23 protein-coding genes and 1 pseudogene are annotated in these 19,258 nt (G+C 66.8%); 12 read left to right on the forward strand and 12 right to left on the reverse strand.

Annotation, left to right across the window (positions count from 1 at the left end; genetic code table 11):
- Positions 1-9: 9 nt before the first annotated feature.
- Both C5E41_RS35270 and C5E41_RS21795 read left to right on the forward strand, forming a co-directional pair.
- A pseudogene (locus C5E41_RS35270) lies at positions 10-132 on the forward strand (SDR family oxidoreductase); the annotation flags it as partial.
- Positions 133-267: 135 nt separating this feature from the next.
- Complete coding sequence (locus C5E41_RS21795) at positions 268-669, forward strand: PaaI family thioesterase (protein WP_104377636.1); 402 nt, start codon at positions 268-270, stop codon at positions 667-669.
- A 12-nt stretch (positions 670-681) separates the two neighbouring features.
- Here C5E41_RS21795 and C5E41_RS21800 read toward each other — a convergent pair whose 3' ends face one another.
- Positions 682-1,131: a zinc-binding dehydrogenase gene (locus C5E41_RS21800; RefSeq protein WP_181063355.1), complete on the reverse strand. Its 450-nt coding sequence runs from the start codon at positions 1,129-1,131 to the stop codon at positions 682-684.
- 144 nt (positions 1,132-1,275) lie between these two features.
- On the opposite strand from C5E41_RS21800, the gene C5E41_RS34025 reads away from it, so the two are divergent.
- On the forward strand, positions 1,276-1,554 hold the full coding sequence (locus C5E41_RS34025) for a hypothetical protein (protein ID WP_104377638.1): 279 nt from the start codon (positions 1,276-1,278) through the stop codon (positions 1,552-1,554).
- On the opposite strand, the gene C5E41_RS21810 is transcribed toward C5E41_RS34025, so the two are convergent.
- Positions 1,546-2,409 (reverse strand): LLM class F420-dependent oxidoreductase, encoded by an 864-nt coding sequence (locus C5E41_RS21810; protein WP_104377639.1) that lies wholly within the window; start codon positions 2,407-2,409, stop codon positions 1,546-1,548. The genes C5E41_RS34025 and C5E41_RS21810 overlap by 9 nt on opposite strands.
- Positions 2,400-2,627, reverse strand: coding sequence for a hypothetical protein (locus C5E41_RS21815; protein ID WP_104377640.1), 228 nt, complete (start codon positions 2,625-2,627; stop codon positions 2,400-2,402). Before C5E41_RS21815 ends, C5E41_RS21810 begins: the two co-directional genes overlap by 10 nt.
- A gap of 188 nt (positions 2,628-2,815) precedes the next feature.
- Here C5E41_RS21815 and C5E41_RS21820 point away from each other — a divergent pair, with 188 nt between their 5' ends.
- Together C5E41_RS21820 and C5E41_RS21825 are read left to right on the forward strand one after the other, a co-directional pair.
- Entirely contained in the window at positions 2,816-3,406 is a 591-nt protein-coding gene (locus C5E41_RS21820) for an HdeD family acid-resistance protein (protein WP_104377641.1), read from the forward strand.
- Between the two features lie 207 nt (positions 3,407-3,613).
- A complete protein-coding gene (locus tag C5E41_RS21825) occupies positions 3,614-3,877 on the forward strand; it encodes a GlsB/YeaQ/YmgE family stress response membrane protein (RefSeq protein WP_036505761.1) in 264 nt (87 codons plus the stop codon).
- Positions 3,878-3,933: 56 nt separating this feature from the next.
- Here C5E41_RS21825 and C5E41_RS21830 read toward each other — a convergent pair whose 3' ends face one another.
- The 7 genes from C5E41_RS21830 to C5E41_RS21860 form a co-directional block, all read right to left on the reverse strand.
- Positions 3,934-4,977 carry an MCE family protein gene (locus C5E41_RS21830; protein WP_104377684.1) on the reverse strand — a complete coding sequence of 348 codons (1,044 nt, stop codon included), beginning with the start codon at positions 4,975-4,977 and terminating at the stop codon, positions 3,934-3,936.
- Positions 4,978-5,189: 212 nt separating this feature from the next.
- Positions 5,190-6,392: a hypothetical protein gene (locus C5E41_RS21835; protein ID WP_104377642.1), complete on the reverse strand. Its 1,203-nt coding sequence runs from the start codon at positions 6,390-6,392 to the stop codon at positions 5,190-5,192.
- A gap of 241 nt (positions 6,393-6,633) precedes the next feature.
- The gene (locus C5E41_RS21840; RefSeq protein WP_063015683.1) at positions 6,634-6,984 is read right to left on the reverse strand and encodes a hypothetical protein; all 351 of its coding nucleotides are present in this window, start codon (positions 6,982-6,984) and stop codon (positions 6,634-6,636) included.
- 105 nt (positions 6,985-7,089) lie between these two features.
- Complete coding sequence (locus C5E41_RS21845; protein WP_258081155.1) at positions 7,090-8,001, reverse strand: short-chain dehydrogenase/reductase; 912 nt, start codon at positions 7,999-8,001, stop codon at positions 7,090-7,092.
- Entirely contained in the window at positions 7,998-9,515 is a 1,518-nt protein-coding gene (locus C5E41_RS21850) for a flavin-containing monooxygenase (RefSeq protein ID WP_104377643.1), read from the reverse strand. The genes C5E41_RS21845 and C5E41_RS21850 overlap by 4 nt, the downstream gene beginning before the upstream one ends.
- Before the next feature lie 53 nt (positions 9,516-9,568).
- Complete coding sequence (locus C5E41_RS21855; RefSeq protein WP_104377644.1) at positions 9,569-10,660, reverse strand: PDR/VanB family oxidoreductase; 1,092 nt, start codon at positions 10,658-10,660, stop codon at positions 9,569-9,571.
- Positions 10,657-11,532: a metal-dependent hydrolase gene (locus C5E41_RS21860; protein ID WP_104377645.1), complete on the reverse strand. Its 876-nt coding sequence runs from the start codon at positions 11,530-11,532 to the stop codon at positions 10,657-10,659. The genes C5E41_RS21855 and C5E41_RS21860 overlap by 4 nt, the downstream gene beginning before the upstream one ends.
- A 118-nt stretch (positions 11,533-11,650) precedes the next feature.
- On the opposite strand from C5E41_RS21860, the gene C5E41_RS21865 reads away from it, so the two are divergent.
- From C5E41_RS21865 to C5E41_RS21885, 5 genes are all read left to right on the forward strand, one after another.
- Positions 11,651-12,313: a TetR/AcrR family transcriptional regulator gene (locus tag C5E41_RS21865; protein WP_104377646.1), complete on the forward strand. Its 663-nt coding sequence runs from the start codon at positions 11,651-11,653 to the stop codon at positions 12,311-12,313.
- A 141-nt stretch (positions 12,314-12,454) separates the two neighbouring features.
- On the forward strand, positions 12,455-13,804 hold the full coding sequence (locus C5E41_RS21870; protein WP_104377647.1) for a cytochrome P450: 1,350 nt from the start codon (positions 12,455-12,457) through the stop codon (positions 13,802-13,804).
- The gene (locus C5E41_RS21875; protein WP_104377648.1) at positions 13,801-14,025 is read left to right on the forward strand and encodes a hypothetical protein; all 225 of its coding nucleotides are present in this window, start codon (positions 13,801-13,803) and stop codon (positions 14,023-14,025) included. The genes C5E41_RS21870 and C5E41_RS21875 overlap by 4 nt, the downstream gene beginning before the upstream one ends.
- 166 nt (positions 14,026-14,191) lie before the next feature.
- Entirely contained in the window at positions 14,192-15,004 is an 813-nt protein-coding gene (locus C5E41_RS21880) for an RNA polymerase sigma factor SigF (protein ID WP_104377649.1), read from the forward strand.
- Between the two features lie 39 nt (positions 15,005-15,043).
- Positions 15,044-15,367, forward strand: a complete 324-nt coding sequence (locus C5E41_RS21885) for a plasmid stabilization protein (protein WP_104377650.1) — start codon at positions 15,044-15,046, stop codon at positions 15,365-15,367.
- Positions 15,368-15,466: 99 nt separating this feature from the next.
- Here C5E41_RS21885 and mbp1 read toward each other — a convergent pair whose 3' ends face one another.
- Positions 15,467-15,721: a microaggregate-binding protein 1 gene (mbp1, locus tag C5E41_RS21890; protein ID WP_104377686.1), complete on the reverse strand. Its 255-nt coding sequence runs from the start codon at positions 15,719-15,721 to the stop codon at positions 15,467-15,469.
- Positions 15,722-15,826: 105 nt separating this feature from the next.
- On the reverse strand, positions 15,827-16,351 hold the full coding sequence (locus C5E41_RS21895) for a DUF6328 family protein (RefSeq protein WP_104377651.1): 525 nt from the start codon (positions 16,349-16,351) through the stop codon (positions 15,827-15,829).
- 62 nt (positions 16,352-16,413) lie between these two features.
- Here C5E41_RS21895 and C5E41_RS21900 point away from each other — a divergent pair, with 62 nt between their 5' ends.
- Both C5E41_RS21900 and C5E41_RS21905 read left to right on the forward strand, forming a co-directional pair.
- On the forward strand, positions 16,414-17,469 hold the full coding sequence (locus C5E41_RS21900; protein WP_104377652.1) for an AraC family transcriptional regulator: 1,056 nt from the start codon (positions 16,414-16,416) through the stop codon (positions 17,467-17,469).
- Between the two features lie 85 nt (positions 17,470-17,554).
- Positions 17,555-19,255 (forward strand): FAD-dependent oxidoreductase, encoded by a 1,701-nt coding sequence (locus C5E41_RS21905; RefSeq protein ID WP_104377653.1) that lies wholly within the window; start codon positions 17,555-17,557, stop codon positions 19,253-19,255.
- The last annotated feature ends 3 nt before the right edge of the window (positions 19,256-19,258 follow it).

Raw genomic sequence — 19,258 nt, forward strand, 5'->3', positions numbered from 1 at the left:
GGTTTCGCTGATGTGGACGACCACGAGGCGGTCCCCCGCGTATTCGCAGGATTCCGCGACGAATTCGGCGGATTGGATCGCGTGATCGTCAATGCCGGCTTGGGCACGGGCGCAGCGCTGGGCATCGGGCGCGCGGATGCCGCCGATGATCGCGGTGATGGTGTCGGCCACGCTGGTGCCAGCGCTGGTGCGGTTGATGGTGCCCGTTCGAGACCGTTACCCCGAAGGTAATGGACCTCGCGCCCGCGTCCGGGCAAGCTCGGCATCATGATCGATACCGAAGGAACCCGGCTGTTCCACAGCACCATGCCGTTCACCGAGAAGCTCGGCGTCGAGGTGCTCGAGCACGGACCGAAGCTGGTGCGCAGCCGGCTCGCCTGGGACGAGAGCCTGTGCACCCTCGGCGGCGTCCTGCACGGCGGAGTGCTGATGTCGCTGGCCGACGCCACCGGCGCGGTATGCGCGTACCTGAATCTGCCGGAGGGCAAGCAGGGCACAACGACAGTGGAGTCGAAGACGAATTTCCTGCGGGCGATCCGGTCCGGCTACGCGGTGGCCTCGTCGGCGCCGCTGCACGCGGGGCGCAGCTTTATCGTGGTGGAAACCGAAATCCACGACGACGCCGGCAAACTCGTCGGCAAAGTCACCCAGACCCAAGCGGTGTTGTGAGCGCGAACGCGCTCATCTCAGGCCGAATTCGACGCTGATCGCCATCCGCCCCACACTGCGGCGGGTGGCGATCCGATCGACGACGGCATCCAACTCGGTCCAGTCGCGCACCTCCACGTAGGGACGTATCGCCTTCCCCTTCCACAGCTTCCACAACTGCGCCCGATACTGCTCGATCAGTGCGGGTTCGGTCCGCGACAGCAGTCCCATCGAGAAGCCGGTGACCGTTTTGAGGTCACCCAGCAGCGTGGAGGTGTCGACCGCGCCACCGCCCGCGCTGAAGGCGACCAGCGTGCCGTGCGGGCCCAGGCTGTCGACCCCGCGCTGCACCATGTCGCCGCCGACACCGTCGAGGACGATGTCGACGGCGCCGGGCCACGGATCGTCGTACGTCAGCACCTCATCGGCGCCGCACTGCCGCACGAAATCGAATTTGCCCGCCGATCCGATCGCGGCGACCACGAGCAGTTCGTCGGCGCCCTCGCCGCGGCGGTCACCGCCCGTGCCGCGAACGAATCGGCTCTCGACGCGCTACGCCGCCTGTTCCGTTGCGCGGCAGAGGATTACGCGGCCGACGTCGGATTCTCGGGACCGGAGTTCAGCCGCATGCTCGCCGACAGCCCGACACTCACCGCGCGGGTGCGCGAACTACACGAGTTGCGCGAACAGGCCCTGGCCGAGGTGCTGCCCGGTGACGACCTGCTGCGCCGGACGGCAGCCGCCCACTTGGCGGCGGCCAGCCGACTGCTGTTCCAGCGCATTCAGCAGCTGCAGCTGTCCGGCGCATCGCGGCGACGAGTCGCGGCCACCGTCACCGCCGAGGCCGAGCGAATCTTCGATCTGCTGGAACCGGCCTTCGGCGAGTACGGGCGCGCCTCAGAGTGAACGCAGGCGCGGCACCAGCTCCGCGGCGCGTTCGGCGTATTCCACCGGATTCCGGTCCGGCATGATGTCGAATTGCGTGATGCCCAGCGCCGCATAGCGTTCGGCGTCGGCGACGAAGACGTCCGGATCGTCCACGACCGGGCCGATGTAGGTGGCGGTCGTGCGGATCGCGTCGTAATCGCGCCCCTCGGCCGCACAGTGGGCACGCAGCACGTCGAGTTTGCGCGTGACGTCCTCCGGCGAGGAAGCGAACAGATTGCACGCATCGGCGTAGCGGGCGACCAGCAGCAGCGTCTTCTTCTCGCCACCACCACCGATCAGAATCGGCGGCCGCGGACGACTCAACGGCGCGGGTACGCACAGTGTTTCGTCGAGCTGATAATGCGCGCCCCGGTACGGGCCGTTGTCATCGCTCCACATCTGCAGGCAGATCTGCAGCGTCTCCTCGAGCCGTTCGAAGCGCTCCCCCATCGGCACCAGCGGCACACCCAGCCCACGCTGCTCCCGCTCGTACCAGGACGCGCCGATGCCGAGCTGCGCCCGTCCTCCCGACAGCACATCGAGGGTGGTGACGATCTTGGCGAGCAGACCGGGATACCGGTACATCACACCGGTCACCAGCACGGCCAGGCGCATCCGCTCGGTCAGCGCGGCCACGTACCCCAGGGTCGTGTACGCCTCGAGCATCGGCTCCTCGGCCACCCCGGTGTGTTCCATCTGGAAGTAGTGATCCATCACCGTGAATTCGATGAAACCGGCCTGCTCGGCGATCCGCGCGGTCTGCGCGATGGCATCCGCGGTGCGAGCCGGATCAGCGGGAGTCGAGAAGTTCCAGTAGTGCAGACTCAGTTCCATAACGCCTCGATTCTGCGCAGCGGTGGACAGGTGTCGATACCCGCACACAGCCTATCCGTCACCACGGCACCACCGGCGACGACCAGTGCGGGCGGCGTGAACCCGTTGCGGGCGTTGATCGCGGCCGCGGTCGCGACATCGCGGTTGTGTCCGGCGAGATCGAGCCCGGACGACAGCAGAAATACCTGGGAGACCCCGCGAACGGCGGGCGCCAACATATCCGGCCGTCCAGCGCACCGGCCGATTCGAAAACCCCCGCCGGTGCGGGGCGCTGCGCCGATTTCGTGCGTCGGGCGGCCGTGCGGCACGAATTTTCGCCATCCGAGCGGCGCTCGCTCGCACACCGTAACTCGTTCGATACTGGTTAATAGCCCGCTATCGCATCCACCGGATCTATCCTGCCCACATGACAACCAGCAAAGAGGGAGTTTACGTGGGGCCATTGCACCAATTGGCCCGTGGCGCATGGCAATCATTGCTGGTCATCGGCCTGCTGTCGGTGATCGTCGGGATTATCGTGCTCGTCTGGCCCGGTCCGACGCTCGCCGTCGCCGGCATCCTGTTCGGCGTCTACCTGCTGATCTCGGGAATTCTGCAGTTGATCACCGCGTTCGGCCCGCACGTCGGCACCGGCTATCGGGTGCTGACCCTCATCAGCGGCATCCTGTCGTTCATCCTCGCCTTCTTCGCCTTCCGCAGCATCGGCAACTCCCTGGTGCTGCTGGCCCTGTGGATCGGCATCAGCTGGCTGTTCCGCGGCATCGCCGCCATGGTCGCGGGAGCCGAAGCGCCGCAAGGAGTTCCGGGCCGCGGCTGGGCGATCTTCTTCGGCGTCCTGCTGTTGATCGGCGGTGTCGCACTGGTGGTCTGGCCCATCCACTCGATCACCGTGCTGGCACTGGTCGTCGGCTGGTGGCTGATCTTCATGGGCGTGATGGAGATGATCTACGCCTTCGAGGTCCGCAGCGTGGCCAAAAAGACTCCCGCCGACCTGTGATCGGCCGGCACGACGCTTCGCCCCGGGCGCGAATCCGCCTGGGGCGACGTCTTGTCCGAGGCCCTGGATTCGGACCGTAATACCCGCACAACGGCCGGTCACGCACTATTGCGCCAGTCCGGTGACTATAGGCACATGCGCCTGCGAACAGGGCCTTTCCCCTGCTACGGTCGGGTCCCCTACAGATTGCCCGCAAGGAGATTCACCATGGGTATCATCACGATGATCATCATCGGCCTCATCGCCGGTGCGATCGCTCGCCTCCTGGTTCCCGGTAAGGAGAACTTCGGCTGGATTCTGACCATCGTGCTAGGCATCGTCGGCGGTTACGTCGGCGGGACCCTGGGCAGTCTGGTCTTCGCCCCCCACAAGTTCAGTGTCCACCCGCCCGTCCAGCACACTTTCCTCGGCGCGATCGTCGGTGCCGTGATCATTCTGGTCATCTACAAGGCGATCCGCAGTCGCGCCTGAGCGCACGAGAAACGGGCCCGGCTCCCTCGCGGAGCCGGGCCCGTTGCCGTCGCGGGTCAGGGCCGGCAGACCGCCGACTGTGAATGACCGCCGATCTGCGACAAAAGGCCACGCGGGAACAGGATTCCGTACAGCGAGACATCGAGGGAACACAGATACGCGGCGGCGTAGGTGCCGTCGCCGGAGAACTTGCCGACGTCGGACAGGATTCCGGGCAGATCGATCGCGGCCTGATCCAATTTCGCGCCGTTGTCGATCAGCAGCGTCAGCGCGTCCCGGGTCGAGTTCTGCGCGGGCACCAGTTTGGGCTGTACCTGCGAGACCATCGCCACCAAACTCTCACTGGCGGTGGCGATCTGGACCGTCGAGGCCAGCAGCGACTGCCCTTGGTCGTAGAGTCCGCTGATCAGCGCCCGAGTCTGGGTGATCAGGGTTTCCAGTTCCTCGCTGCGCCGAGCCAGACCCGACATCACTGCGGACAGGTTGGTGATGATGTCTTTCAGGATCGCGTCGCGACGCTCGAAGTCCGAGGCCAGTGCGGCGGCCTGGGTAATGAAGGTGGACAGTGATACGCCGTCACCCTGCAGCGCCTGGATCAACGTCGTCGACAGGTCGTTCACCTGTTCCGGAAGCAGATTCTCGAACAGCGGCTGAAAGCCGTTGAGAAACGCCGAGATATCGAAGGACGGTTCGGTGCGTTCGAGAGGAATCCGGCCACCGGCCGCGAGCAGGCGCGAATCCGGTGCGGTACCGGGCGCCAGCGCGAGATACCGCTGGCCGATGAGGTTCTGATAGCGGACCAGCGCCTTGGTGTCGGTGTAGAGGTGCTGATCACGCTGCACGTCGAAGGTCACCTTCGCCAGGTGCTTGTTGGTCTGGGGGTTGACGTCGAAGCCGATCGCGGTGACCTTCCCGACCCGCACGCCGGCGATGCGCACATCGTCGTTGGGCCGTAATCCGAGCACATCGCCGAAAATCGCCGAATAACGGTCGGTCGGGCCGTTCACGGTGCGCGCCAGGGTATTCCAGATGACCACCGTGACGAGAACCGAGACGATGGCGAATGCGCCGAACCCGAGTGCTTGCTTTCGGATGCTCATCGGCATCCGGAACCACGGACGAGCAAAACCACGCCTCCTCGAACTTCCACACGGAACCCGAAACGCCGGCAATGATTGCGCTGACCGCAGGCACTGTAGTCGGAGGCACACGATTGTGACCTACGCCACGCCGGTCGGAGACGACAACAGCCCGGCGCTGCTCGCGCCGGGCTGTTGTGCGGACGGTACGAGGGGACGTACCGGAGTATGGATCAGTCCACGATCGAGCCGTTGGAGGCCGCGCGCTGCTTCGCGGCGCGGGCCGCCTTGCGCTCGGCACGGATCTGCTCGAGTTCCTGTTCGAGGCTGTCCGCGATGCGGAACTGGCCGGTGTCGTAGGCGCTCAGCGGATCCGAGTCGTCGTCGGCGGCATCGGATTTCGACGACTTGCTCGCCTTGCCGTCGGCGACCGAATCCGCCGCATCGGTGTCGGACCGGCGACTCGAGGACTTTTTCGGAGTCCAGAGGTCCGGCTCGACGATCGGATCGACCGTCTCCACCGTGCGCGCGGCTTCGGGGGCCGCCGCCTCGGGTGCGGTATCGCCGGCGCCCGGCAGCGCTGCCATCGGGGCCGAGCGGGTGTCGGGCGCGGCCTGCCGGATGAAGCTGACGAAGGTCGGCATGCTACGGCGAATCTGTTCGGCCGGGTCGGGCAGATCGCGGATCTGATCGGTGGCCTGGGTGATGGCCTGGCCGTAGCGCTGGCTGGCCGAGTCGTGCACCAGCAGCGCCACACCGATCATCACCGGCGCCACGGCGTGCACGCCGACGTTGTACCAGTCGCCACTGCGCAGGTACGGGTAGGTGTTGAGGCCGACGGTCAGCGCCAGCAGGGCCAGTTCGGCGAGCGCGACCTGGCGGCGGCTCTCCAGGATGCCCCATTCGGCGACCTTGTTGGTGCCGATCATGATGATGACCAGGCAGACGCTGATCATGCCTTCGAGCAGGTAGCTGAACCAGTACAGCGGATCGGTGGGGCCACCGGGAGCAATGTTGTGCTGTACGTTGACCGCCGACCACAGCATGCCGGCAATGACCACACCCGCGAGAGCGCGCATCGACCAGGCGCGATGCCGGTACAGCGACGCCACCTTCGCGTGCGGGCTGGATTCTCGTCTCTGCGCCGCAATTGCCTTGCGGGCCATCAACAGATCTCGCATATCGGCCTTCGCGATCGCTTCGGAGGTCTGCCTGGCGCGGTCGGACGTCGATGCCGCCGCCTGTACATTTTTCCAGCGCTGTTCGCGTTCCTGCTCGCGGATCTTCTCCGCGAGTTCACGTTCGGCCTGCAGCTCGTTCTCGGAAAGGGCCTCGGTCAGCGCGGGGTCGAACTGGTACGCAAGCCGCCCGCGAGCCTTCTCGACCCGTCGCGCGAGCTGCCTGACCTCATCTTCTCCCGGGTGTTCGACGGTCAACTAGACCACCGCCCAGTGAGATACGGTGGCCGGCAAGTGTTCACGAAGTGGGAACGGCACATGCCATTCATAGTCGATGAACCGCCATCTGCGAAACCGCGGATTAGCCCCAATGCCAGACTTATTCGGCGTGTCGCGCGCGGCACGCCGATTCGGCGTGTCGCGATGGGGCTGCGAGGCAGGACGTTTCGCCCGGTTCCGGCCGACCAGGCGGCGGTCGTTTCGCGGCAGCGGCGGCGGCTCAGGCCGCGGCGGCGCGCGCCAGCATCCGGCGCACCTCGTCCGGATCCTCCACGTCGACGACGATCCGGCTGAATTCGGTGCCGGTCAGCTCGATCCGCACGCCACGCCCGTCGAAGCGGGTATCCCAGAACTCCTTGCGGCCTTTGCCGCGGAAGACACCGGCCGCGATCACGCCGGGGAAGAAGGTGCCCGGCGCGCGCATCCACGGCGGCCGTAGATCCACCTCGGCGGGCGCGACGGCGGCGATGTGGGACAGATCGAAGCGCACGCGTTCGCACAGCGAAAGCAACCGGTGGGTGCCACGAACATGGACGGTGACCGTCGTACCCGTGATCTCGATATCGACCATCGCACACCTCATCTCGCCGAGTGGGTCCTCGGGATCCATAGTGCCGAGCGGTCCTGATCGGAATCTGTGCCGATCCTTTGAAATCTCTCAGATTTACGAACCCGGTTACCGGCCGCGATCTGCGAGGATGCGCTGTTCCAGCCGCTGCGTCAGCGACCGCACCCGCTCGTCGACGCTCAGCTTGTGGTCGAGGGCGACGTTCACCACGCCCCGCAGCAGGGCGTACGGCTCCCATCCCGCGGGCGCCACGGTGCGCGCGGACCGGCGTTCGATGGCACCGGCGATCACCTCGGCGGCCCGCCGGGCGGTGATGCGCTGATCCAGCGGCCAGGGCAGCAGCGCGCCGAATTCGGCGCCCAGTTCGTCCTCGTCCAGGGTGTCGTGGGTCATCGCCGTCTCCACCACACCGAAATAGGCGATTCCGGCCGAGGCGCCCGTTCCGCCGAGCTCCACCCGCAGCGCGCGGCCCAGCTGTTCCACCCCGGCCTTGCTCACCATGTACGGCGAACCGCCCATGCCGGGAGCGAACGCGGCACACGAGGAGACCACGACGACGTGGCCGTGCGCCGCGATGACGTCGTCGAGCGCGGGCTGGATGGTGTTGAAGGCGCCGGTGAGGTTGATCGCCAGCACCCGGTCGAATTCCTCGGGATCGAGCAGCCGCACGGTGGCCGGGCGCGGGACCACGCCGGCGTTGGCGACCACCACATCGACGCGCCCGAAGTTCTCGCGCACCTGCCCGACGGCCAGCCGCACCCCCTCCCGGTCGGAAACGTCGACGGTGATCGCGACCGCCCGGATGCCCAGTGCGGCCGCGCTCGCGCGCACGGCTTCAGCGTCGATATCGAGCAGGGCGACGTGGGCGCCGCGGTCGTAGAGCAGCCGGGCCAGCTCGTAGCCGATGCCGGCGGCACCACCGGTGATGATCACGACCTTGTCGCGCACGTCGAGTCGCTCACCCCCGCCGAGCACCGGGGCCAGCAGCGTGCGCGCCATGTCGAACGGTCCTGTGATCATCGGATGCTGCTCATCTCTGCGGCGGTCGGATCCGGCACGTGGCGCGACAGCAGGTAGGAGTCCGCGTCGAAACTCGCTACGCGGCGGCGGTATTCGAAACTCCAGTTCGGATACAGCCCGGCGTTCTCACCCTTGTCGGTGGTGTAGTAGCTGTCGCAGCCGCCGCCCAGCCACACGCTATCGCGACTGCGTTGCCGCATCTCGTCGAGGAACCGGTCCTGCACCGAGGCACGGACCTCGACTCGGTCGACAGCGTTGTCGCGCAGGGTTTTCAGTGCGTCGACGATATAGGCGATCTGCGATTCGATCATGAAGATCGCGGACTGGTTCCCTGCGGCGCCGAACGGGCCGAGGGTCAGGAACATATTGGGGAAGCCAGCGATCGCCGCGCCCAGATAACTGCTGGGCCGGCGGTGGTAGTGGTCGGCCACGGTCAGTCCGCCGACGCCCTCGATCCGCTCGTAGAGTTTCGGTATCGCACCGAACCCGGTGCCCCAGACGATGGTGTCGACCGGATACTCCGCACCGTCGGTGGTGACGATCGATCCGGGACGGATCTCGGCGATCGACTCCGTCACCACCTCCACATTGTCACGGGTAAGGGCCGGATAGTACGCATCGGAGAAGATCGCGCGCTTGCAGCCGATCATGTAGTCGGGAGTCAGTTTGCGCCGCAGGGCAGGATCGTGGACCTGGCGGCGCAGCTGCATCCGCGACAACGCCTGGAACGGGTGGCGGAAGCGGCGGTCGACGAATCCGACCAGGCCGAAACTCTCGATACCCGCGTAGTAGGCGCCCCGAAGCGCGGTGCCCAGCAGCGGTAACCGGCGCAGCAGTGCACGCTCCACACCGAGGGTGGACCGATCCAGGCGGGAGACGATCCACGGGGCCGAGCGCTGGAACACCGTGAGTCGCTGCACCTTCGGCGCGATCTCCGGAATGAACTGCACCGCGGAGGCGCCCGTGCCGATCACGGCGACACGCTCGCCGGTCAGGTCGTGCTCGTGGTCCCAGTGCAGCGAGTGGAACTGGGCGCCGCGAAAGGTCTCGCGTCCCGGCATATTCGGAATCTTCGCCTCACTGAACGGGCCGACCGCCGAGATCAGCACATCGGCGCTGAGCAGTCCCCGGTCGGTGCGCACGAGCCACCGCCGCCGCCCTTCATCCCACCGCGCGCGCTCCACATCGGTGCCCAAGCGCATATGCCGCACGACATCGTGGCGTTCGGCGACGTCGCACAGATAGCCGAGGATTTCGGGCTGGCGTCCATACGTGCGCGACCAGTCGGGATTCGGCGCGAAAGAATAGGAGTAGAGGTGCGAGGGCACATCGCAGGCGCAACCGGGATAGGTGTTGGCCCGCCAGGTACCGCCCAGGTCGTCCGCACGTTCGAGAATCACGAAATCCTCGAATCCGGCCGCGCGCAACGACACCGCGAGGCCGATTCCGGCGACTCCGGCGCCGATCGCCGCGATCGGCGTATGTTCGGCGGGGGCGCTCTCGGATACTGCCATCGTCGAATTCCTTTCGGTGCGGGCGTCGTTGCCCGAAACAACCGGTCTCGTGCTCACAGGTCGAGTTCGAGGGAGTCGCCCGCCGCGCGTGAGACGCAGGTGAGCATGGTCGTCGCGCGTTCGGCGGGACTCAGCCGCCGATCGCGATGGTCGACAGCGCCGGCGTGCACGGTCACCGCGCAGGTACCGCAGAATCCCTGGCGGCACGAGTAGGCGACATCGGGCAGAACGCGGCCGATGGCCGCCAGTGCCGATTCGTCGGCGGCCACGTCCACGGTGCGACCGCTGCGCCGCAGCCGGATTCGGAACGGGCGGCCGTGGCGAACCGGCAGTGGCGAGAACCGTTCGGTGTGGACCGAAACGGTCGGCTCGTGGGCGGCGTCGGTGTCCAGAGCGGCGGCCATCAGCGGCGGCGGACCGCAGACGTAGATCGCGGTGCCGCGCGGTACGTCGGCCAGAATCAGATCGAGATCGGCCACACCGAATTCATCGTCGGGCCGGATCTCGAGCCGTCCGCCGCGGTGGGCCGACAGTTCGTCGAGGAACGGCATCGTCGCCCGGCTGCGGCCGAGATAGACCAGCCGCCAATCGATTCCGCGCCGTTCGGCGTCGGCCACCATCGGCAGCAGCGGCGTGATTCCGATACCGCCGGCCACGAAGACATAGTGCGGGGCATCGATGTATCCGAAGGCGTTGCGCGGCCCGCGCACTCGCAACCGGTCCCCCACCGCCACGTCGCGATGGATCTCGTCGGATCCACCGCCGCCGTCGGGCAGGTGGCGCACGGCGATGCGATAGGTTCCGCGGTCGGCCGGATCTCCGTTGAGCGAATACTGCCGCTGACGCCCGGAGGGGAGAAGCACATCGATGTGCGCGCCCGGAACCCAGCGCGGCAACCGTTCGCCGTAGGGAGCGACCAGCGCCAGCACGACCACATCCGCGGCCTGCATCTCGCGCCGGGCCACGATCAGTTCGCGCTCGAAACCGCTGCGGCGCACCGGATTCGGTCGCGGCAACACGTCGATCGACGGTGCTGCGGTGACGCCGCGCTTGTACAGGTCGAAGACCGCACCGACCGCCCGCAGCGGCAGCGACGGCCGATACCCCGGCCGCTCGGCGGCCACCGCGTACGCCACCGCCGTCACCGCCGGCCCTCGCGCGCCGCCGGCGACTGCGCGAGATAACGCAGCGCGTTGTCCATGCTCCCGAGCTGGGAGGGGTGGAATCCGGGCCGCAGATACCGCGGAATCTCGGTCAGGAAGGTCGACATCTGCGGCACCACGCCGCGGGCGGAGGCGCTGAGGAATTGCAGCGGCCAGAATCGTCCCTTGCGGGGATCGGGATCCTTGCCGAACAGATAGCCGCCCGCGATCACGAACAGCACCAGCAGCGACGAGCTGGCCAGCACGGCCGTGCGGGCCTTGCGCAGATATCCGCCGTCGACGTGCATATACGCGTCGTAGACCACGCTGCGATGTTCGACCTCCTCCGCGCCGTGCCAGCGAATCAGGTCCAGCATCGCTGGATGCATGTTCTTGGCCTCGAGCACGTCGTTGGTCAGCAGCCACTCGCCGATCACCGCGGTGTAGTGCTCCATCCCGGCGAACAGGCCCAGCCGCTCGCACAGCCATTCGTGTTTGGCGCGGCCGGTCAAGCCGTGATCACCGAGAATGCGATCGACCAGCCAGGCCACCGTCTCCACCATCGGGGCCACGTCCAGCCCGAGCGATTCCAGGTGGCGGCGCGCCTGCGCGTGCGAGCTGGCGTGCTGATTCTCCTGACCGATGAAGCCCTGCACCTCTTCGCGCAGCCGCTCGTCGTCGATAGAGGGCAGCGCTTCGGCCAGGGCCGCGGCCATCGCGCGTTCCCCCTCCGGGAGAACCAGGTGCATCACGTTGATGATGTGAGTGGCCATGACCTCGCCCGGGATGTAGTGCATGGGGACGGAGTCGAAATCGAATCGCACATCGCGAGCCCTGATCGCGTGGGCTTGGTCGTCGTAGACCGAGGTGTTCATGGCGCGTCCTTGCGGGTGGTCGAAGCGATGCTCCGACGGTAATGTTGACATCACTAGATGTCAACAGCAGACGATGTCAACAAAACGCCTTGTCGCCGCCCCCGATAGCATCACCGCCATGGCCGATTCGCCGCACACTCCGAAGACGGGCAGCCGCCCCTGGCGTGGACGCGAACCGGCGGACCGCATCGCCGCACGTCGCGAACGGCTGCTGCAGGCCGGTTACGAGCTCATGGCCGGCGTCGGCGCGGCCGAGACCTCGATGCGCGGAGTATGCCGACAAGCCGGGCTCACCGAACGTTATTTCTACGAGAGTTTCGCCAATCTCGACGAGTTGACGACCACCATCCTCGAGAACACCGTCGAACAGTGCCGGGATCGACTGCTCGCCGCACTGACCGAAGCGCCCGAGGACCGGAACCTGCTGTTCGGTCACGTGGTGCGCGCGTTCACCGATTTCCTCACCGAGGACCCCCGGCGCGGGCGCATCCTGTTCGTCGAATCGATCGCCACCCCGGCACTGACCCGCCGCGGCAGCGAACTGGTCGCGGTGATCACCGGGCCGATCGCGGGGGTGATCGCGGCCGACGACACCGACACACCGGCTCCCGATGAAACCGACGCGACGCTCAACGCGATGGCCATCTTCGGCGCGCTCGCCTATTGCTACCGCCCGTATCTGATCGGCGAAATCACCATCGACCGCGACCGGTTCGACAACCACGCCGCCGCGATCATCCGGCAGCTCAGCACCGTGCGCTCGGCGTCGGTCCTACGCTGAGCGCCCCTCCCCGACTGCCCGTCCCGCACGCCGGTCGGACGCCGCTCGAACCGGTGCCGAACCTTGCCTCGTCCACCCCTCCGTAGTAGCGTCCAGACACGTGTCCATCACGATGGATCCGGAAATGCGGAAGGATTTCTCATGACGTCGGTCAAGCCGCGGCAGGTCTCCGGGGGCGAACACGAGCACGGCCATCTCGACGAGTTCCGCACCGATCCGATCGCGCTGATGCGGCGGGTGCGCGCGGAATGCGGCGATGTGGGCTCGTTCCGGCTGGCCGACAAGGACGTCATCCTGCTCTCGGGCGCCGAGGCGAACGAATTCTTCTTCCGCGCGGCCGACGAGGATCTCGACCAGGGCGCCGCCTACCCGTTCATGAAGCCGATCTTCGGTGACGGTGTGGTCTTCGACGCCAGCCCCGAGCGCCGCAAGGAAATGCTGCACAACCAGGCCCTGCGTGGTGACTTCATGCGCGGGCACGCCGAAACCATCGCGCACGAGGTGGACCGGATCCTCGAAGGCTGGGGCGACGAGGGCGAAATCGACCTGCTCGAGTTCTTCGCCGAGCTGACGATCTACACCTCCTCGGCCTGCCTGATCGGCAAGAAGTTCCGGGAGGAACTCGACGAGCGGTTCGCACACCTGTATCACGAACTCGAACGCGGCACCGACGCGCTGTGCTACGTCGACCCCTACGCGCCCATCGAGAGCTTCCGCCGCCGCGACGAGGCGCGGGCGAAACTGGTCGAACTGGTCCAGCAGATCATGAACGGCCGGATCGCGAATCCGCCGCAGGGCAGAGAGAATCGCGACATGCTCGATGTGCTGGTCTCGATCCGCGACGAACCGGGCGAACTGCGGTTCTCCGCCAGCGAGATCACCGGCATCTTCATCTCGATGATGTTCGCCGGCCACCACACCACCTCCGGTACCGCGGCCTGGACCACCATCGAGCTGTTGCGCAATCCCGAGGTGCTGGGCCGGGTCGTCGGCGAACTCGACGAGCTCTACGCCGACGGCCAGGACGTGAGTTTCCATGCGCTGCGCCAAATTCCGCAGCTCGAGGCGACGTTGAAGGAGACACTGCGACTGCATCCGCCGCTGATCATCCTGATGCGGGTGGCGCGCGGTGACTTCGAGGTGTGCGGGCACAGCATCGCGCCGGGCGATCTGGTCGCGACCACACCGGCGGTCTCCAACCGGATCGCGGAGGACTTCCCCGACCCCGACCGCTTCGATCCGGGCCGCTACGTCGATCCCAACCAGGCCGATCTGGTGAACCGCTGGACGTGGATCCCCTTCGGCGCCGGCCGGCACCGCTGCGTCGGCCAGGCGTTCGCGCTCATGCAGTTGAAGGCGATCTTCTCGATCCTGTTGCGGGACTGGGAATTCGAGATGGCGCAGCCCTCCGACAGCTACCACAACGACCATTCCAAGATGGTGGTGCAGCTGCAGCAGCCGTGCACGGTCCGGTACCAGCGGCGCGGGTGAGCGCGGTCCGGCTGCCGGGCACGGTGATCGCGCGACCGCGGCGCCGGGTCACCGTGACCAGGCTGGCCGGGGTGGCGATGGCGTTCGACAAGCTCACTCCGCGCGCCTTCGGCGAATTCACCGCCCGCCGCATGGGCGTGCACCGAATATTCCCCGATAAGGTCGATCGCGCCGCCCGCGCGAACTACGACCGGCGGGTCGGCAACACGCCGGAGGGCTGAAACCACACATTCCGGCCGATGCCGGATATTATCAGGAACGGCGTACGCCCTGGTCATCGCGCGGAAATCGGCGAATATTCCGGCGTGCGCCCTTCGACGTCTTTTGAGAGCCGCACCAACGGGTACCCAATCTGGGTCGGATTCAGTTGGAAGCGAGGTATCTCGAATGACACATGAACCGATCGCCCGTCGTGCCGAAACCGCCGCACGCCACGGTGCCAACAGTTATGACAACATCGAACCCTGGTTCGAGAAGCTGGCCGCTCTGGACCCCGCCGATCCACATCGGGAGTCGGTCCGCGCGGAAATCATCGAACTCTGCCTGCCGCTGGCCGAGCATATCGCTCGGAAATTTTCCGGCCGCGGCGAGACGTTCGACGATCTGCACCAGGTGGCGAGGCTCGGTCTCGTCCTGGCCGTCGATCGATTCGATCCGGCACGGGGAAATTCTTTCCTCTCTTTCGCCGTGCCGACCGTGATGGGCGAGGTTCGCCGTCACTTCCGTGATTACACCTGGTCGACCCGGGTACCGCGCGCGGTTAAGGAATTGTGGCTGCGCATCGGCCCGACGACCGAACATCTGGCTCACGAACTCGGACGCATGCCCACGGCCCGCGAGCTGTCCGACGCTCTCGACGTCGACGGTCCGCAGGTGGTGCAGGCCATGATCGCCGGCAACGCCTACCAGCCGAACTCCATCGACGCCGTCGTCGACGCCGACGACGGCGCGATCATGGACAAGCTCGGCGCCGAGGAACAGTGCTACCGGCTGACCGAGGACGCGATGGCGGTACGCCCGCTCATCGACGCGCTGCCCACCCGCGAACGCAGAATTCTGATCATGCGCTTCTTCGAATCCAAGACTCAGAATCAGATCGCCGAGAAACTGCAGATCTCTCAGATGCACGTCTCCCGCATTCTGTCGCGCACGCTGAAAAGTCTTCGGCAGCAGGCGCTCTGCGAGCCACAGCCGACGTAGTGATACATCCAACCCTCCGCACGACCGAAAGGTGTAGTCATGCCCAAGGAATGGTCAGCCAAAGAAGAACGCCAATACGAACATGTGAAATCCTCGGCGCGGCAACGGGGTGAGAGCAAAGACCGCGCACAGGAAATCGCCGCGCGCACGGTCAACAAGAATCGCGCCCAGGAAGGTAAGACCCGCACCGCGAGCCGCAGCTCCACCAACGATATGTCGCCGCAGCGCCGCGGTGGCCAGCGGTCCGGAAAGGGCGCACAGGGACCGACCCGCGATCAGCTGTACAACGAAGCGCGCCGGCGCAATATCAAGGGCCGGTCGAAGATGACCAAGAAACAGCTCGCCAGTGCGCTGGGACGGTAATACCCGGCGCGACACATTTCCCGTTGCGAATCCGAAGAAAAGGTGCCCGGTCCCATCGGCCGGGCACCCTTTCGGTCGGCTGCTCTGCTCACGTCACCGTCAGGAGCCGCCCTTGCCCTGATAGGCCTGTTGCCGCTTTTCCTCCACACCGGCTTCCGCACGATGCTTCTCGGCTTCGGCCTCCTTCTGGGCGGCCTCGCGCTGCGATTCGGCGCGGCTCTGCTGGGCCTTACCCTCCTCGCGCAGCTCATCCTTTCCGAATACCTGGCCGGCGGCTTCCTTGGCCTTACCCTTCGCGCCTTCCACGACGCCTTCGAGGCCTTCGCGGCCTCCGCCCTTCTCGTGCTCCGACAAGGGATTCACCTCCAACGCGTCGAAATCACTGACATCGGGCGCGATACCCGGCGACCCCGGCGTGAAACTCCCGCCGACCGCTATTTCGGGCCGCGGTGGCCGCCCTCACCGCGTCTCGCCGCCGCGCCGGCGCTCCCGCCACGGATGGGCGAACCAGGTCAGCAGAAACAGCACCGCGAAGCACACACCGATGACGATGGCGGCGACCGCACCGGCCACCGTGTCGAAGATCAGCACCGCGACCCCGGTGAGCGCGATGCCGAGCAGCGCCAGCCCGGCCAGCGCGAAGGTGTGGGCGGTGCGCACCACACTGCCCAGACGATGCTGCCGGAACAGGATGCGGTGGGCGGCGACCGGCGCGATAAGGAAGACCGTCGCCGCGATCGAGGCGGTCACGATCGCCAGGTACAACCCGCGCATCGGTGTGGACACCGTGGTGAACCTGGCCTGGAACGGCAGCGTCAGCAGGAAGCCTGTCAGCAGCTGCACGCCCGTCTGCACCACCCGCAATTCCTGAATCAAGCTGGTCAGATTGCGGTCCAGCTGTTCGGTTTCCGTCTCACCGCGGACCTTGCGGTCCCATTCCCGATCGCGGTCTTCCCGGCCGCCGGCGAACTGCGCCTGCTCCATCCGACAACCCTATCCCCGGCTGATCGCCCCGAGTGATCAATAGTTCCGGCCATAATGGTGCCATGCACACCGTCGAGGCGCCCGAGGTCCGCACCTGGAATTTCCCCCGCGGGATCGCCAGCGTGGCGGTGATGATCGAATTCGCCGCCGAGCACGGGGTGGACAGCGCGCGGCTGCTCGCCCGATCCGGTATCGCGCCGGCTACGCTCACCGACCCCAGCGCCCAGATTCCGGCCGAGGCCGAACTGGCGGTGGTGCGCAGTCTGGTCGCCGAACTCGGCGACATCCCCGCGCTCGGCGTCGAGGTCGGGCGCCGGTACCGGCTGAGCACCTTCGGCATCTTCGGCTTCGCCTGCGTCACCAGTCCCACGCTGCGCGAGGCGATTTCACTCGCCTTACGGTACTACCGGCTCGGATTCGCTTTCTGCACACCGATCGTCGAGTACCGGCGCGACGATGTGATCGCCTGGATCCACCACGAGCTCATCCCGCCGGATGTGCAGACATTCCTGGTGGAGCGCGATATCGTCGCGATGCACCGGGTGATGGCCGATCTGCTCGGCCACGACTTCTCCTTCGCCCGGATGGAATTCGGCTACGACGAACCGCCCTACACCGACCGGCTCGAGGCCGTGCTCGGCGCGCGACCGCGCTTCGGGCGCGCGCACACCATGTTCACCGTCGCACCGGAGATCCTGGCCCAGCCACTACCTCAGGCGAATCAGCAGACCTGGGCGGTCTGTATCGCCCAGTGCCGGGATCTGGTGCAGCGCCGCAGCGCGCGCACGGGTATCGCGGCCGAGGTACGGGAACGACTGCTGCCCGGCAGCGGCGCGACCGGTATCACGACGCCGCCGCCGATCGAGGCGGTTGCCCGGGAACTCAACATGAGTGTGCGGACCCTGCGCCGCCGCCTCACCGAGGCCGGGACCAGCTATCGGGCGCTGCTCGACGAGGTGCGCCGCGCACTCGCCCAGGAGATGCTCTCGGGGACGCCGCTGACCATCGACGACATCGCCATCCGGCTCGGCTACGCGGAGGCGACGCCGTTCATCCACGCCTTCAAACGCTGGACCGGAACCACCCCGGCCGCCTACCGGCGTGACCGGAACTATTGATTTTCTGGCCGTCGCTCTCTGCGTCCACCCCCTGATCCGCCCATACGGTACGAGTGGACGATCGGGACCAGGAAAGGGCGCGGCGATGGGGTTCGACTACGACGTGGTAGTCATCGGGTCGGGATTCGGCGGCAGCGTGAGCGCGCTGCGCCTGACCGAGAAGGGCTACCGGGTCGGCGTCCTCGAGGCCGGCCGCCGCTTCGCCGACGACGAGTTCGCGAAGAACTCCTGGCGGGCGCGGCAATTCCTGTGGGCGCCGCGCCTGGGATGTTTCGGCATCCAGCGCCTGACCCTGTTGAAGGACACCTTCATCATGAGCGGCGCTGGTGTCGGCGGCGGCTCGCTGGTGTACGCGAACACCCTCTACGAACCGCCGGCGAAATTCTTCGCCGACCCGCAGTGGGCTCATATCACCGACTGGGGCACCGAACTGGCACCGCACTACGACCAGGCCAAACGCATGCTCGGCGTCACCACGAATCCGGTGACCACGGCCTCGGACCGGGTGTTGCGCGAGGTGGCCGAGGAACTGGGTGTCGGAGCGTCGTTCCGGCACACACCGGTGGGAGTCCTGTTCGGCGGCAACGGCACCCGCGCCGGACAGGAGGTGCCCGACCCCTACTTCGGCGGTGTCGGCCCGTCCCGGCGCACCTGCACCCACTGCGGCGAATGTATGACCGGATGCCGCCACAACGCCAAGAACACGCTGGTGAAGAACTACCTCTATCTCGCCGAGAAGGCCGGGGCCACCGTACATCCGCACACCACCGTGGTCGATGTGGTGCCACTGCCGTCGGGCGGATACCGCGTCGACACCGTCCGCACCGGGCGCTGGGTTCGCAAGGCGCGCCGCGGCTTCACCGCCGAACAGGTGATCTTCGCCGCGGCCGCCCTGGGTACGCAGCGGTTGCTGCACCGGCTGCGCGACCGCGGCTCGCTGCCGCACATCTCCGCACGGCTCGGCTATCTGTCGCGCACGAATTCCGAAGAGCTGCTGTCGATCCGGAGCCGGCGATCCGACACCGATTTCACCAAGGGGGTGGCCATCACCTCCTCGATCCATCCCGATGCCGACACCCATGTCGAACCGGTGCGCTACGGCAAGGGCAGCAACGTGCTGTCGCTGATGACGACGGTGATGTACGACGAGGACGGCAGCACCTCTCCCGCCCGGCTGTGGTTGCGCGAGAACTGGCGGCGCCGCCGCGATCTGGCGAAGGTGCACAATCCCCGCCACTGGTCGGAACGGATGATCGGCCTGCTGGTGATGCAGTCGGTGGACAATTCGATCACCACCTACACCGAGCGCGGCCTGTTCGGCCGCAGGATGACCACGAAACAGGGTGAGGGACAACCGAATCCGACGTCGATTCCGGCCGGGCACGAGGTCGCCCACCGGGTGGCCGAGAAGATCGACGGCATCGCGACCGCCGGCATCACCAGCCTGTTCGGCATTCCGATGACCGGACATTTCATCGGCGGCTGCGTGATCGGCGATTCACCGGAGACCGGTGTCGTGGACGCCTATCAGCGCATGTACGGCCATCCGGGCCTGCACATCGTCGACGGCTCGGCGATTTCGGCGAATCTCGGCGTCAATCCGTCGCTGACCATCACCGCACAGGCCGAACGAGCGCTGGCGCTATGGCCCAACAAGGGTGAGCCGGATCAGCGGCCGCCGCTGGGTTCGCCCTATCGGCGGCTGGCCCCAGTCACGCCCAAGGCGCCCGTGGTTCCCGCCGACGCACCGGGTGCGCTGCGGCTGCCGATCGTCGACATCACCTAGGCC

The sequence above is a fragment of the Nocardia nova genome (genome assembly GCF_002933465.1).
GTDB classification, from domain to species: Bacteria; Actinomycetota; Actinomycetes; order Mycobacteriales; family Mycobacteriaceae; genus Nocardia; species Nocardia nova_B.

Bases quoted from the DNA above. Each gene is read 5' to 3' on its own strand.
- C5E41_RS21795 (WP_104377636.1), top strand. From the start codon at position 268: ATGATCGATACCGAAGGAACCCGGCTGTTCCACAGCACCATGCCGTTC.
- C5E41_RS34025 (WP_104377638.1), top strand. From the start codon at position 1,276: ATGCTCGCCGACAGCCCGACACTCACCGCGCGGGTGCGCGAACTACAC.
- C5E41_RS21810 (WP_104377639.1), bottom strand. From the start codon at position 2,409: ATGGAACTGAGTCTGCACTACTGGAACTTCTCGACTCCCGCTGATCCG.
- C5E41_RS21815 (WP_104377640.1), bottom strand. From the start codon at position 2,627: ATGTTGGCGCCCGCCGTTCGCGGGGTCTCCCAGGTATTTCTGCTGTCG.
- C5E41_RS21820 (WP_104377641.1), top strand. From the start codon at position 2,816: ATGACAACCAGCAAAGAGGGAGTTTACGTGGGGCCATTGCACCAATTG.
- C5E41_RS21825 (WP_036505761.1), top strand. From the start codon at position 3,614: ATGGGTATCATCACGATGATCATCATCGGCCTCATCGCCGGTGCGATC.
- C5E41_RS21830 (WP_104377684.1), bottom strand. From the start codon at position 4,977: ATGAGCATCCGAAAGCAAGCACTCGGGTTCGGCGCATTCGCCATCGTC.
- C5E41_RS21840 (WP_063015683.1), bottom strand. From the start codon at position 6,984: ATGGTCGATATCGAGATCACGGGTACGACGGTCACCGTCCATGTTCGT.
- C5E41_RS21845 (WP_258081155.1), bottom strand. From the start codon at position 8,001: ATGATCACAGGACCGTTCGACATGGCGCGCACGCTGCTGGCCCCGGTG.
- C5E41_RS21850 (WP_104377643.1), bottom strand. From the start codon at position 9,515: ATGGCAGTATCCGAGAGCGCCCCCGCCGAACATACGCCGATCGCGGCG.
- C5E41_RS21860 (WP_104377645.1), bottom strand. From the start codon at position 11,532: ATGAACACCTCGGTCTACGACGACCAAGCCCACGCGATCAGGGCTCGC.
- C5E41_RS21865 (WP_104377646.1), top strand. From the start codon at position 11,651: ATGGCCGATTCGCCGCACACTCCGAAGACGGGCAGCCGCCCCTGGCGT.
- C5E41_RS21870 (WP_104377647.1), top strand. From the start codon at position 12,455: ATGACGTCGGTCAAGCCGCGGCAGGTCTCCGGGGGCGAACACGAGCAC.
- C5E41_RS21880 (WP_104377649.1), top strand. From the start codon at position 14,192: ATGACACATGAACCGATCGCCCGTCGTGCCGAAACCGCCGCACGCCAC.
- C5E41_RS21885 (WP_104377650.1), top strand. From the start codon at position 15,044: ATGCCCAAGGAATGGTCAGCCAAAGAAGAACGCCAATACGAACATGTG.
- C5E41_RS21895 (WP_104377651.1), bottom strand. From the start codon at position 16,351: ATGGAGCAGGCGCAGTTCGCCGGCGGCCGGGAAGACCGCGATCGGGAA.
- C5E41_RS21900 (WP_104377652.1), top strand. From the start codon at position 16,414: ATGCACACCGTCGAGGCGCCCGAGGTCCGCACCTGGAATTTCCCCCGC.
- C5E41_RS21905 (WP_104377653.1), top strand. From the start codon at position 17,555: ATGGGGTTCGACTACGACGTGGTAGTCATCGGGTCGGGATTCGGCGGC.